At 63.9% G+C, this 13988-nt stretch carries 13 protein-coding genes; 8 read left to right on the forward strand and 5 right to left on the reverse strand.

The genetic code is table 11. From position 1 onward, the window contains the following. On the forward strand, positions 1-1362 hold a 1362-nt coding region (locus tag AQ12_RS23030), incomplete at its 5' end, for a hypothetical protein (RefSeq protein WP_202967513.1). A gap of 63 nt (positions 1363-1425) precedes the next feature. On the opposite strand, the gene AQ12_RS17000 is transcribed toward AQ12_RS23030, so the two are convergent. From AQ12_RS17000 to AQ12_RS17015, 4 genes are all read right to left on the reverse strand, one after another. Further along, entirely contained in the window at positions 1426-4011 is a 2586-nt protein-coding gene (locus tag AQ12_RS17000) for a bifunctional aconitate hydratase 2/2-methylisocitrate dehydratase (protein ID WP_048441146.1), read from the reverse strand. Between the two features lie 54 nt (positions 4012-4065). Next, positions 4066-4770: a hypothetical protein gene (locus tag AQ12_RS17005; RefSeq protein WP_048441147.1), complete on the reverse strand. Its 705-nt coding sequence runs from the start codon at positions 4768-4770 to the stop codon at positions 4066-4068. Positions 4771-4796: 26 nt separating this feature from the next. Then, on the reverse strand, positions 4797-5807 hold the full coding sequence (locus AQ12_RS17010) for an aldolase/citrate lyase family protein (RefSeq protein ID WP_048441148.1): 1011 nt from the start codon (positions 5805-5807) through the stop codon (positions 4797-4799). A 93-nt stretch (positions 5808-5900) separates the two neighbouring features. Then, positions 5901-6887 (reverse strand): malate dehydrogenase, encoded by a 987-nt coding sequence (locus AQ12_RS17015; RefSeq protein WP_048441149.1) that lies wholly within the window; start codon positions 6885-6887, stop codon positions 5901-5903. A gap of 201 nt (positions 6888-7088) precedes the next feature. Between AQ12_RS17015 and AQ12_RS17020 the strand changes: the two genes are divergently transcribed. From AQ12_RS17020 to AQ12_RS17050, 7 genes are all read left to right on the forward strand, one after another. After that, a complete protein-coding gene (locus tag AQ12_RS17020; RefSeq protein ID WP_048441150.1) occupies positions 7089-7880 on the forward strand; it encodes a GntR family transcriptional regulator in 792 nt (263 codons plus the stop codon). A gap of 107 nt (positions 7881-7987) precedes the next feature. Then, positions 7988-8422, forward strand: a complete 435-nt coding sequence (sdhC, locus tag AQ12_RS17025) for a succinate dehydrogenase, cytochrome b556 subunit (protein WP_048441151.1) — start codon at positions 7988-7990, stop codon at positions 8420-8422. A 33-nt stretch (positions 8423-8455) separates the two neighbouring features. Continuing rightward, positions 8456-8821 carry a succinate dehydrogenase, hydrophobic membrane anchor protein gene (sdhD, locus tag AQ12_RS17030; RefSeq protein WP_048441152.1) on the forward strand — a complete coding sequence of 122 codons (366 nt, stop codon included), beginning with the start codon at positions 8456-8458 and terminating at the stop codon, positions 8819-8821. A gap of 1 nt (position 8822) precedes the next feature. Further along, a complete protein-coding gene (gene sdhA / locus AQ12_RS17035; protein ID WP_048441153.1) occupies positions 8823-10631 on the forward strand; it encodes a succinate dehydrogenase flavoprotein subunit in 1809 nt (602 codons plus the stop codon). Between the two features lie 51 nt (positions 10632-10682). Then, positions 10683-11387 carry a succinate dehydrogenase iron-sulfur subunit gene (locus AQ12_RS17040; protein WP_048441154.1) on the forward strand — a complete coding sequence of 235 codons (705 nt, stop codon included), beginning with the start codon at positions 10683-10685 and terminating at the stop codon, positions 11385-11387. After that, positions 11387-11656 carry a succinate dehydrogenase assembly factor 2 gene (locus AQ12_RS17045; RefSeq protein WP_048441155.1) on the forward strand — a complete coding sequence of 90 codons (270 nt, stop codon included), beginning with the start codon at positions 11387-11389 and terminating at the stop codon, positions 11654-11656. The genes AQ12_RS17040 and AQ12_RS17045 overlap by 1 nt, the downstream gene beginning before the upstream one ends. 50 nt (positions 11657-11706) lie before the next feature. Then, positions 11707-13017: a citrate synthase gene (locus AQ12_RS17050; RefSeq protein ID WP_048441156.1), complete on the forward strand. Its 1311-nt coding sequence runs from the start codon at positions 11707-11709 to the stop codon at positions 13015-13017. On the opposite strand, the gene AQ12_RS17055 is transcribed toward AQ12_RS17050, so the two are convergent. Continuing rightward, positions 13014-13946: a LysR family transcriptional regulator gene (locus AQ12_RS17055; RefSeq protein WP_048441157.1), complete on the reverse strand. Its 933-nt coding sequence runs from the start codon at positions 13944-13946 to the stop codon at positions 13014-13016. The two genes, AQ12_RS17050 and AQ12_RS17055, sit on opposite strands and share 4 nt — an antisense overlap. Between the last annotated feature and the right edge of the window lie 42 nt (positions 13947-13988).

Below are 13988 nucleotides of genomic sequence, written 5' to 3' on the forward strand. Positions count from 1 at the left end.
TCCGGTGGCGGGTCGGGCGGCGGCGGCTCCAGCGCAGGCGGCGGCGGGTCGGGCAGCGGCGGCGGCGCTGGCAGTGCCGGCGTCGGTGCAAGCGGTAGCGGACCCAGTGCCGGTGGCGGCGGTTCCGGCGGCGTTGGAGTGGGTTCCAGTGGCAGCGTGGGAGTCGGTGGAGTCGGCGTCGGCACCAGCACCGGCACCAGCGCGACCGGAGGCGGATCTGCCAACGGCGGAAGCTCCGGTGGCGCTCCGTCTGGCAATGCAGGCGGCAACGGCGGTGCGAACGCGGGGACCGGTAACAGCGGCGCCGGCGTTGGCAACACCGGCCCGGGCAACCAGGGCAACGGCCCGAATGGTGATACCGCTGGCAATGCCGGCGGTACCGCGTCGGGTGGAGTCGGCGTGGGCGGCGGTTCTGGCTCCGGTGGAGGCTCCGGCGGCGGGTCCGGCTCCGGCGGTGGCTCGGGCGGCGTGGGTGTCGGCGGCTCTGGCGGCGGCTCCGCCAACGGGGGCGGCGCAGGTGGCGCGCCCTCAGGGAATGCAGGCGGAAATGGCGGCGCGAACGCCGGCACCGGCAACAGTGGCAATGGCGTAGGCAACAGTGGGCCAGGCAACCAGGGCAATGGCCCCAATGGAGACACTGCAGGTAACGCAGGTGGTGGCTCTACCGGCGGCGGCACGGGCGCCGGTGGCGGCACGGGCGCCGGTGGTGGCACGGGCGTCAGTGGTGGCACAGGCGTCGGTGGTGGCACAGGCGTCGGTGGTGGCACGGGCGCCGGTGGTGGCACGGGCGTCAGTGGTGGCACGGGCGTCGGCGTCGGCACAGGCGGAAGCGCTGGGACCGGGGGCACGGCTGGCGTCGGCACGGGTGTAGGGACGGGCGGCACCGCTGGCGCCGGCACCGGTGTAGGCACCGGAGCCACTGCTGGCGTCGGCACCGGGGGGACCGGTACAGGTTCTGGTGCGGGTGCAGGAACCTCAGCAGGTGTTGGCACCGGGGCCGGCACAGGAGACACGGCCGGCGCGGGTGCTGGCGTTGGCAGCGGTCCCGGCTCGACGGCATCCGGTACGTCCAGTGGAACAAGCACTGCCGTGATCAACGTACCTCGCTCCGACGTCGCTGCGGGCAGCACCCCTTCCTCGACCGGTGTCGCCGGCATGAGTGGCGGGCCTGTCAGCGCCGGCGTCAACACCAGCAGCCAGAGCATGGGCGCACCGGCCTCGATGGGCGTCGCGCAAGGTCCGTCGGCCAGTCCTTCGACCAACAGCACGGCCATGGGTGCCCCGGCAGCGAGCACATCGTCGACCTCAATGGGTGCTGCACCGACCCGTCCGGCCCGCGCTGCCAAGGCCGACCGCAACTAAGCGATCAAGCCCCCAATGAAAAGCGGCCGCAGGCCGCTTTTTTTATCCACTCACCAGGCAGGATCAGGCGGCGACGCTGTCAGCCAGCTTCTTGTAATCCTCGAGCTTGTCGAAATTCAGGTACTGGTACACCGTGCTGCTGGCAGCCGTGAGTACGCCCATGTCGGCCATGTACTCTTCCTTGGTTGGGATGCGCCCGAGCTTGGAGCAGATGGCCGCGAGTTCGGCAGAGCCCAGGTACACGTTGCTGTTCTTGCCCAAACGGTTCGGGAAGTTGCGCGTGCTGGTGGAGAACACCGTCGCGCCTTCCTTCACCTGCGCCTGGTTGCCCATGCACAGCGAGCAACCCGGCATCTCCATGCGCGCACCGGCACTGCCCAGCACGCCGTAGTGACCTTCTTCGGACAACTGCGTGGCGTCCATCTTGGTCGGCGGCGCTACCCACAGCTTCACCGGAATGTCGCGCTTGCCTTCGAGCAGCTTGGAGGCCGCACGGAAGTGACCGATGTTGGTCATGCACGAGCCGATGAACACTTCATCGATCGTGGCACCGGCCACATCGGCGAGCGTCTTCACGTCGTCCGGATCGTTCGGGCACGCGACGATAGGCTCGTGGATATCGGCCAGGTCGATCTCGATCACGGCTGCGTAGTCGGCATCGTCGTCGCCCTTGAGCAACTTCGGATCCTTCAGCCAGGCTTCCTGGGCGGCGATGCGGCGAGCCAGCGTGCGCGCATCCGCGTAGCCGTTGGCAATCATCGAACGCATCAGCGTGATGTTGCTGTTGATGTATTCGATGATCGGCTCTTTGTTCAGGTGCACCGTGCAGCCCGCAGCAGAACGCTCGGCCGATGCGTCTGACAACTCGAACGCCTGCTCGACTTTCAGGTCTGGCAGTCCTTCGATCTCCAGGATGCGGCCCGAGAAGATGTTCTTCTTGCCCTTCTTCTCGACCGTCAGCAGGCCTGCCTTGATCGCGTACAGCGGGATCGCATTGACCAGGTCACGCAGCGTGACGCCGGGCTGCATGCTGCCCTTGAAGCGAACCAGCACCGACTCCGGCATGTCCAGCGGCATCACGCCGGTGGCGGCTGCGAATGCAACCAGTCCCGAGCCTGCCGGAAAGCTGATGCCGATCGGGAAACGCGTGTGCGAATCGCCGCCGGTGCCCACGGTGTCGGGCAGCAGCAGGCGGTTGAGCCAGCTGTGGATCACGCCATCGCCCGGACGCAACGAGATGCCGCCGCGCGTCGAGATGAACTCGGGCAGCTCGTGGTGCATCTTCACATCGACCGGCTTGGGATAAGCGGCGGTATGGCAAAACGACTGCATGACGAGGTCGGCCGAGAAGCCTAGGCAAGCCAGGTCTTTCAGCTCATCGCGCGTCATCGGTCCGGTGGTGTCCTGCGAGCCGACCGAGGTCATGCGCGGTTCGCAATAGGTGCCGGGACGAACGCCCTGGCCTTCTGGCAGACCACATGCGCGGCCCACCATCTTTTGCGCGAGCGTGAAGCCCTTCTTGGTGTCGACGGGCGCTTGCGGCAGGCGGAACAAGGTCGAAGGTCCCATGCCCAGCGCTTCACGCGCCTTGGCGGTGAGACCGCGGCCCACGATCAACGGAATGCGGCCGCCGGCGCGCACTTCGTCAAACAGCACATCGCTCTTGACGCGGAACTCGGAGACGACTTCGCCGCCCTTGAGCGCCTTGCCTTCGTAGGGACGCAGTTCGACCACATCGCCCATCTCCAGCTTGCTCACATCCAGCTCGATCGGAAGCGCTCCCGCATCTTCCATCGTGTTGTAGAAGATCGGCGCGATCTTGCCGCCCAGGCACACGCCGCCAAAGCGCTTGTTGGGCACGAACGGAATGTCCTGCCCCGTCCACCACAGCACGCTGTTGGTCGCCGACTTGCGCGAGGAGCCTGTGCCGACCACATCGCCCACATAAGCGATCAGATTGCCCTTGGCCTTGAGTTCCTGGATGAACTTGACCGGGCCGCGCTTGCCCTCTTCTTCGGGCGTGATACCGGGACGCGGATTCTTGTGCATCGCCAGGGCGTGCAGCGGAATGTCGGGACGGCTCCAGGCGTCGGGTGCGGGCGACAGGTCATCGGTGTTGATTTCGCCGGAGACCTTGAAGATCGTCACGGTGATGCTTTGCGGCACTTCGGGGCGGCTGGTGAACCACTCGCCGTCGGCCCAGCTTTGCAGCACGGCCTTGGCGTTCTCGTTGCCCTTGTCGGCCTTTTCCTTGACGTCATGGAACTGGTCGAACATCAGCAGCGTCTTCTTCAGCGCGTCGGCTGCCACGGTGCCGACTTCGGCATCGTCCAGCAGGTCCACCAGCGGGCTGATGTTGTAGCCGCCCAGCATGGTGCCCAGCAGTTCAGTCGCACGCGCGCGGCTGATGATCAGGCAGGTTTCCGTGCCGTGGGCGACTGCCGCCAGGTACGAGGCCTTGACCTTGGCCGCATCGTCCACGCCTGCAGGCACGCGGTTGGTGATCAGGTCGAGCAGGAAGCTGGCTTCTGCGGTCGATGGATTCTTCAGCAGCTCGATCAGGTCGGACGTCTGTTTGGCCGTCAGCGGCAGGGGTGGGATGCCGAGCGCCGCGCGTTCGGCGACGTGGGCTACGTAGGCTTGCAACATCGTGATTCTCCGTTTCTTGACTTCAGGTATCGGGGTGCGGCTATCAGGCCGCGGCTATCGGGAGGCCGGTACTGCCGGCAGCGCTGCAGCAGCGGGAACGGCTGCCTCTGGTGGCGCCACAGGCGGCTGGGTTACAACAGGTGCAGCGACTGGCAAAGGGTCTAGCAAGCTTGGTGCCGCCGGTGCTCTTTTCATGGCCTCGGCAACGACTGCCTGCGGTGGCGCCATGCATTCGTCTGCGAGACGGCGTCCGAGCTTCTGGCTCATGAGCATCGACTTGTTGGCCAGCTGGAGCCACATGGCACCGCCCACCGGGTCTTCGAGCCGAATCGCGCCGGTCTTGCTTTCGACCGGGTGCATGCGAAAGCGCTGCAGTCCGGCGCGCACGATGAAAAATCCCTCGCGCTTGTGCTGCGTGACATGCACCGTGGCACCGAGTTCGCAAGGGATATCGCCGATATGAATCTTCTTGGCGACCTCCAGGTCGGCTGGCGTGAGCTTGACGGACGGATCGTCATCGACGTTGATGCTTTCTTCCAGCGTCTTGGGCACGACCGCGCCACCGCGCTTGGTGACGGTGGGCCGGGTGCCGTCAGCCGCGGCGGGTGCCAGCGGAACAGGCTTGACCGCCGGCGCTCTGGCAGCCGCCTTGGGAGCCGCTTTGGGAGCGGTCTTCGGTGCGGGCTTGGTGGTCGTGGCCTGCGCGAGCGCCAGGGCAGGTGTGATTGCCATCAGCAACGTTGCCAAAACAAATTTCATGCTGCGTGTCTCCGTCGGGTCATTGGTTATGGTTTGGTGGCGGCCGCCGGTGTGTCCAGCCAGCCCCGTACTTCTTCGGGCAGCGTCCTGCCGGTGCGGTGCGCCCGCTCGAGCACTTGCCAGTGATACCGGTAGCTCGCCCGGTCCTCCAGCTTGTTGTCATGGCTGATGGGCGCCCAGTCGGCTTTGGCTGCAGCCACGATCACGCTGGCCGCGCGCCCGATTTCATCGGCTCCAGGCGCAAAGGCCTCGAGGATCGGCCGGATCTGGTCGGGGTGGATGCTCCACATGCGGGTGTAGCCGAGTTCGGTGGCAGCGCGGCGGGCCGCTGCGGCAAACGCATTCGTGTCCTTGAACTCGGTCACGACACCATGCGACGGCACCTTGCCGTGTGCGTGGCAGGCCGATGCGATTTCGAGCTTGGCGCGCACAACCAGCGGATGCGTGAATTGCCCATGAATGCCCATGCCGTCCGACGGAATTGCACCGCCATGCGCGGAGACAAAATCCATCAGGCCGAAGCTGAGCGACTGCACGCTCGAATGCGCGGCAATGTCGAACACGCGGTGCACGGCAGCCGGGGACTCGATGAGGGCGTGCAGCGGCAACTTGCCGGCGCCGACCGCAGAAAGCGCCTGCACGGCTGCATCGACATCGTTGGACGATTCGACCTTGGGCAGCATGATGTGGCAGAGCCTGCGGCCAGCCTGGCCGGCAATGATGGCGATGTCTTGCTGAAAGGCCGGATGGTCCACAGGGTGGACGCGAACCGCCACGCGCGCCTGCGGGTCGGCTTCGAGTGCGAGGCCCACCACAAGCTGCGCGTGGTCGCGCTCACCACCCACCGGCGCGCCGTCTTCGCAGTCGAGTGTGACGTCAAAGACGCATTCACCAAACTCGCGTGTCATCTCGGCCTGCAAGGCCAGGGAGCGCCGCATCCGGGCCTCGACGCCGCTGTAGTGGTCGCAGACCGGCAGGAAGCCGGTCTGCGCCTGCGCGCCCAGGAGGACTTGTCGAGGGTGGGTCATACGTGGCATGTCATTGCGGGCTCGACCCGCAATCCACCGCGAAGCGGCGACCGCGCCCGATCCGGGCCATCGTCTTGCGAATCACCGATGACAGTCATTGGCTCAGAGCAGGTGCGAAACCCCAGCCTGCTCGTCCTGCAGTTCCTTGAGCGTCTTGTCGATGCGCTCCTGGCTGAATGCATCGATGTCCAGGCCCTTGACGATTTCGTACTTGCCGTCTTTCGTCGTGACCGGAAATCCGAACATCACATCCTTGGGGATGCCGTAGTCGCCATTGGACGGGATGCCCATCGTGACCCACTTGCCGTTGGAGCCCAGCGCCCAGTCGCGCATGTGGTCGATGGCTGCGTTGGCGGCCGATGCAGCAGACGACAGGCCGCGCGCTTCGATGATCGCGGCGCCGCGCTTGCCCACCGTCGGCAGGAAGGTATCAGCGTTCCAGACCTGGTCATTGATCATGTCCTTGATGCTCTTGCCGCCGGCGGTGGCAAAGCGGTAGTCGGCGTACATCGTGGGCGAGTGATTGCCCCACACGGTGAGCTTTTCGATATCGGCAACGGCCACACCGGTCTTGGCGGCAACCTGCGACAGCGCGCGGTTGTGGTCCAGGCGCAGCATGGCGGTGAAGTTCTCGCGCGGCAGGCTGGGCGCGCTCTTCATCGCGATGTAGGCGTTGGTGTTGGCAGGGTTGCCGACCACCAGAACCTTGACGTTGCGGCTGGCGACGGCGTCGAGCGCCTTGCCCTGGCCGATGAAGATCTGGCCGTTGATCGAGAGCAGCTCGGCGCGCTCCATGCCGGCCTTGCGGGGCATCGAACCCACGAGCAGCGCGTAGTCGGTGTCCTTGAAAGCGGTCATCGGATCGCTGTGGGCTTCCATGCCGGCCAGCAGCGGGAAAGCGCAGTCTTCGAGTTCCATCATCACGCCCTTGAGCGCCTTTTGCGGACCTTCGACAGGCACTTCGAGCAGTTGCAGGATGACGGGCTGGTCCTTGCCCAGCATTTCGCCGGAGGCGATGCGAAACAACAGGGCGTAACCGATTTGACCTGCGGCGCCGGTGACGGCAACGCGGACGGGCTTCTTGCTCATGAGGGAATCTCCGAAGGTGATGAAAGACGGCGCCGGCAGGGTCTGGAAACAGGGCGCGAAACGCGCTGGAAATCGCCGGCCGGACAGCCCGCGAGTGTACTCGCGCAAACCCTGACTCGTCAATTTGTCTTATGTCTTATATAAGATATGATTCGCCGACCCTCCCGAAGACTTCCCGGACATCTCGCTTCGCTCACGATCATGGCCGCAACACCCGCATCCAACGCCGAAAACGGCCCGGCCGACGTCACTGCCGTGTCGTCGGCGACGCCGGCTTTCAGCCCGCTCTACCAGCAGATCAAAAGCCTGATCCTGCAAAGCCTGCAGGCTGGCGAGTGGAAGCCCGGCGAGGCCATCCCCAGCGAAATGGACCTGGCCGCGCGCTTTCGCGTGAGCCAGGGCACGGTGCGAAAAGCCATCGATGAACTGGCCGGCGAAAACCTCGTCGTGCGTCGGCAGGGCAAGGGAACTTTCGTCGCCACGCATTCCGAGCAGCAGGTCCAGTACCGCTTCCTGAAACTCATGCCCGACAGCGGCGACCGCGATGACGAAGGTCCCGCGCAGCGCACCGTGGTCGAATGCAAGCGCGTGCGAGCCACCGCCGATGTGGCGCGCCTGCTCGCGCTGCGGTCGGGCGACGCAGTTGTGCAGGTGCGCCGCGTGCTCGCCTTTGGCGGCGTGCCCACCATCGTCGAGGATCTCTGGCTGCCCGGCAACGCCTTCAAGGGAATTTCCGCAGAGCAGGTCGCGGGCTATCACGGCCCGACGTATGCCATGTTCGAGGAAGAGTTCGGTGTTCGCATGGTCCGCGCAGAAGAAAGAATCCGCGCCGTCGCCGCCGACCCGCAGCAGGCCGAGCTCCTGAAAGTGGAGCAAGGCACACCGCTGCTGAGCGTGGAGCGCGTCGCGTTCACCTACAACGATGCGCCGATGGAGTTGCGCCGCGGCTTCTACCGCACGGACACGCACCACTACCGCAACGAGTTGAATTGATGCGTGAACAAAAGTGCGGGTAAGTCGGGATTGCTGAAGGCTTCGAGTCAGTTTGATGCGTTGCAATAGAATTTTGGGTTGTTTGCTCATAAACCGAAAGCCATGACATGACAGAGTTAGCCAGAAAACGTCCGGAATTCCGGAACATCAACGCCATCTCTGACCTTCCGACTTACCGCCTGCCCGCTGCGGGTTGGGTTTCGATCCTGCATCGTGTGAGCGGCGTGCTCATGTTCCTTTTGCTGCCGTTCATCATCTGGATGTTCGACACCTCGGTCTCTTCCGAATATTCGTTTGCGAAATTCCGAAGTGCCTTCAACAACGGCATCTGGTTTTTTCCAGGCTTCTTCCTCAAGCTCGTGGCCCTGGCCCTGATCTGGGCTTACCTGCATCACTTCATCGCCGGCGTTCGCCACCTCTGGATGGACGTGAGCCACAAGGCCGTGAGCAAGCAGTTCGGCACGACCTCCGCAATAGTCACACTGGTCCTGAGCGTCCTGCTCACCGTGGTGCTGGGCGCCAAGCTCTTTGGCCTCTACTGAAATCTCCACAGAACAACAACAAGGCTGCAATCAATGACTGTCAACTACGGCTCCAGGCGCACCGTCGTCGGGGCACATTACGGACTCAGGGACTGGCTCAGCCAGCGCGTCACCGCCACGCTCATGGCGCTCTTCACGCTGGTCGTCCTGGGTCAGGTGATCTTCAGCCGGGGCCCGATCGGCTACGACAAATGGGCAGGAATTTTCTCCGCGCAGTGGATGAAGGTGCTGACGTTCACCGTCATCGTTTCGCTGCTGTGGCACGTGTGGGTCGGGATGCGCGATGTCTTCATGGACTACGTCAAGCCCGTCGGTCTGCGCCTGGCGCTGCAGGTCTTCACCATCGCATGGCTGACCGGCTGCGCCGGCTGGGCAGTGCAAGTGCTGTGGAGACTCTGAGATGACCTATACCAAAAAGAACATCACCCGCCGCAAGTTCGACGTTGTTATCGTCGGCGCGGGCGGCTCCGGCATGCGTGCCTCGTTGCAACTGGCACGCGCAGGCCTGAACGTCGCCGTGCTCTCCAAAGTGTTCCCGACGCGCTCGCACACGGTCGCCGCCCAGGGCGGCATCGGCGCATCGCTGGGCAACATGTCCGAGGACAACTGGCACTATCACTTCTACGACACGGTCAAGGGCTCCGACTGGCTCGGCGACCAGGACGCCATCGAATACATGTGCCGCGAAGCTCCGCGCGTCGTCTATGAACTTGAGCACATGGGCATGCCGTTCGACCGCAACGCAGACGGCACGATCTACCAGCGGCCCTTCGGCGGACACACCGCCAACTACGGCGAAAAGCCAGTGCAGCGTGCCTGCGCCGCGGCTGACCGCACCGGCCACGCCATGCTCCACACGCTGTACCAGCAGAACGTGAGCGCCAAGACCAGTTTCTTCGTCGAGTGGATGGCGCTTGACCTCATCCGCGACGCCGAAGGCGACGTCGTCGGTGTCACCGCGCTGGAAATGGAAACCGGCGACCTGCACATCCTCGAAGCCAAGACCACGCTGCTGGCCACGGGCGGCGCGGGACGCATCTTTGCGGCATCGACCAACGCCTTCATCAACACCGGTGACGGCCTGGGCATGGCAGCGCGTTCAGGCATTCCGCTGGAAGACATGGAGTTCTGGCAGTTCCACCCCACCGGCGTGGCCGGCGCGGGCGTGCTGCTGACCGAAGGCTGTCGCGGTGAAGGCGCCATCCTGCTCAACAGCAATGGCGAGCGTTTCATGGAGCGCTATGCGCCCACCCTGAAAGACCTGGCGCCGCGCGACTTTGTTTCGCGCTCGATGGACCAGGAAATCAAGGAAGGCCGTGGCTGCGGTCCCAACAAGGACTACGTGCTGCTCAAGCTCGACCATCTGGGCGCCGAGACCATCCACAAGCGGCTGCCGTCGGTGTACGAGATCGGCGTGAATTTCGCCAACGTGGACATCACGCGCGAACCGATCCCGGTCGTGCCCACCATCCACTACCAGATGGGCGGCATCCCCACCAACATCCACGGCCAGGTTGTCATCCAGAAGGGTGACGTTCACAACGCCATCGTCAATGGACTGTATGCAGTGGGCGAATGCTCATGCGTCAGCGTGCATGGCGCCAACCGCCTGGGCACCAACTCGCTGCTCGACCTGCTGGTCTTTGGCAAGGCGGCGGGCAACCACATCGTCGAGTTCAACAACAAGAACAAGACGCACAAGCCCATCCCGGCTGACGCTGCTGACCGCACGCTCGAACGACTCAATCGCCTCGAAGAGACCAACTCGGGCGAGTACGCACAAGACGTGGCCAACGACCTGCGCGCTTCGATGCAGCTGCACGCAGGCGTGTTCCGCACGCAGGCGATGATGGACAAGGGCGTCACGCAGATCGCGGCCATCCGCGAGCGCGTCAATTCACTGGCGCTCAAGGACAAGTCGAAGATCTTCAACACCGCGCGCATCGAAGCGCTGGAAGTCGAGAACCTGATCGAATGCGCGCAGGCCACCATCGTGTCGGCCGCCGCACGCAAGGAATGCCGTGGCGCGCATACCGTCAACGACTACGAGCGCCCGGTCGATGACCCGGTCGCACCGATGGGCCGCGACGACGCCAACTGGATGAAGCACTCCCTGTGGTACAGCGAAGGCAGCCGTCTTTCGTACAAGCCGGTCCAGCTCAAGCCGCTCACGGCTGAGTCAGTACCGCCAAAGGTTCGTACGTTCTAGTACGTACTTTCATTGCCCGATCAAACCGCCTAGATTCAAAGACCGCACGACATGCAAAAACGCACCTTCCAGATCTATCGGTACGACCCTGACAAGGACGCCAAGCCGTACATGCAGACCATCGAGATCGAACTCGCTGGTGATGAACGCATGCTGCTTGACGCGCTGATGAAGCTCAAGGCACAAGACCCGACACTGTCGTTCCGGCGCTCGTGCCGCGAAGGCGTGTGCGGCTCCGACGCCATGAACATCAATGGCAAGAACGGCCTGGCGTGCCTGACCAACATGCTCACGCTCAAGGGCACCATCGTGCTCAAGCCGCTGCCAGGCCTGCCTGTGATCCGCGACCTGATCGTGGACATGACGGACTTCTTCAAGCAGTACCACTCGATCAAGCCGTACCTCATCAATGAGGGCATCCCGCCAGAGACAGAACGGCTGCAGTCACCGGTCGAGCGCGAAGAGCTCAACGGCCTGTACGAGTGCATCCTGTGCGCGAGCTGCTCGACCAGCTGCCCGAGCTTCTGGTGGAACCCCGACAAGTTCGTCGGCCCCGCCGGCCTGCTGCAGGCGTACCGCTTCATCGCTGACAGCCGCGACGAAGCCACCGCCGAGCGCCTGGACAACCTCGAAGATCCGTACCGCCTCTTCCGTTGCCACACCATCATGAATTGCGTTGACGTTTGCCCCAAGGGCCTCAACCCAACCATGGCGATCGGAAAAATCAAAGAGCTGATGGTGCGACGGGCCGTGTGATGGAAATTGAAGAAGCGCTCATCGACGAAAGGTCGCTCAGCAAGCTGAAGTGGCGTTGCCGCCGTGGCCTGCTGGAAAACGATCTCTTCATCGAGCGCTTCTTCACGCGGCATGAGTCCAGCCTGACAGTGAATCAGGCCGCAGGGCTCACCGCGTTGATGGATTTGGCAGACAACGACCTGCTGGACCTGCTGCTTAGGCGCCGGGAACCCGAGGGCGAGATCAATACAAGCGACGTCAGACAAGTGTTGGGAATGCTGCGGACCTGAAACGGCCGCGCTCCATGACAAACGGGTATAGAAACAAGCAGGAAACCGATATGAAACTCGCCGACAACAAAGCCACCCTCTCGTTCAGCAACGGCAGCCCCAGCGTTGACCTGCCGGTCTATCACGGCACGGTGGGCCCGGATGTCGTGGACATCCGCAAGCTCTACGCACAGACGGGCATGTTCACCTATGACCCGGGCTTCCTGTCCACCGCCGCCTGCCAGTCGGCCATCACCTACATCGACGGCGACAAGGGCGAGTTGCTCTATCGCGGCTACCCTATCGAGCAACTGGCCACGCAGTGCGACTTCATGGAAACCTGCCACCTGCTGCTGTACGGCGAGCTGCCCGATGCGAAGGGCAAGAAGGACTTCACCAACCGCGTGACCATGCACACCATGGTCAACGAGCAGATGCAGTTCTTCCTGCGCGGCTTCCGGCGCGACGCACACCCGATGGCCATCATGACCGGCCTGGTCGGCGCGCTGTCGGCCTTCTATCACGACAGCACCGACATCAACAATCCCGAGCACCGCGACATCTCGGCCATCCGCCTGATCGCCAAGATGCCCACGCTGGTTGCGATGGCCTACAAGTACAGCGCCGGCCAGCCGTACATGTACCCGAAGAACGACCTGTCCTACTCGGGCAACTTCCTGCGCATGATGTTCGCGACGCCTTGCGAGGAATACGTGGTCAATCCGGTGCTCGAGCGTGCGCTGGACCGCATCTTCATCCTGCACGCCGACCACGAACAGAATGCATCCACCTCCACCGTGCGCCTGTGCGGCTCGTCGGGCACCAACCCGTTCGCGGCCATTGCCGCTGGCGTGGCCTGCCTCTGGGGCCCCGCACACGGCGGCGCGAACGAAGCTGCGCTCAACATGCTGGAAGACATCCAGCGCAATGGCGGCGTGGACAAGATCGGCGACTTCATCAAGCAGGTGAAGGACAAGAACTCCGGCATCAAGCTGATGGGCTTCGGGCACCGCGTCTACAAGAACTACGATCCTCGTGCCAAGCTCATGCAGGAAACCTGCAAGGAAGTGCTGGGCGAACTGGGCCTGCAAAACGACCCGCTGTTCAAGCTGGCAATGGCGCTTGAGAAGATCGCGCTCGAAGACGAGTACTTCGTCTCGCGCAAGCTCTACCCGAACGTCGATTTCTATTCGGGCATCGTGCAGCGCGCCATCGGCATTCCGGTGTCGCTGTTCACCGCGATCTTCGCGGCAGCACGTACCGTCGGCTGGATCGCCCAGCTCAACGAAATGATCGGCGACCCCGAGTACAAGATCGGCCGTCCGCGCCAGCTGTTCACCGGCTCGACCCGCCGCGACGTCAAGGCACTGGACCAGCGCTAAACCTGCAGGGATCCGGCCTTTGGCCGGGAGGCTGCAAGCTCGCGCAAGACCGAGCGAACGACCTCCACGAAGGCTGAAGCAGCCGGCGAGAACGAACGGTCCCGCCGGCTGTAAACCCCAATGGTTCGCGAAAGCGGTGGGTTGACCAGCGGCCTGGAGGTCAAGGTCGGGTGACCCGCCACCGGCAGTGCGATCACCGGCAATACCGAGACGCCAAAGCCCGCTTCCAGCATGCCGTGCACCGTGGACAGGTGCGAGACCGGCGTGCTGCTGCCCAGCACCACGCCCTGCCTCACCATCTCGCCCCGAATCATCTGGTGGGTGCCGCTGGTGGTTGAAAGCGCGATGAAACGAATGCCGTTCAGGTCGCGCCATGCCACACGCTTCTTGCGGGCCAAGGCATGCTCACGCGGAAAGACCACATGGAAGCGGTCCTGCTGCAGCGGCTCGAACGCCATGCCTTCGCCCAGTTCGGCCGGCTCTATCGTCAGGCCGAAATCCGCTTCGCGTGAGCGCACCGTGTTGAGCACACCCATCGCCACGTCGTCGTGCACCGTCACATCGACTTGCGGATAACGCTCGGCGCAGCGTTCCAGCGCCAGCGGCATGACGCGGCCCGCGATGGACGACACGCACGACACCACGACACGCCCCCGACGCGACTGGGCCACTTCGCCCACCTCCTGCACCAGCCGGTCGAAGTCCGCCAGGACGCCACGCGCGCCCTGGACAAACGATTCGCCCAGTTCGGTGATCGCGACCGAGCGTGACGTCCGGTCGAACAGGCGCACGCCCAGCTCGCCTTCCAGCTCGGAGATGGCCAGCGAGAGCGCAGGTTGCGACAGATGCACGGTCTCGGCCGCGCGGCGAAAGCTGCCGGTTGTGGCAACGGCCACGGCAGCGCGCAGGTGACGCAAGGTCACATTCATATATTCATACGATTTACGGATCAATCCATAAGAACAATAAAC

It is taken from the genome of Caenimonas sp. SL110 (assembly GCF_001044395.1).
In the GTDB taxonomy this organism is placed as follows: domain Bacteria; phylum Pseudomonadota; class Gammaproteobacteria; order Burkholderiales; family Burkholderiaceae_C; genus Ramlibacter.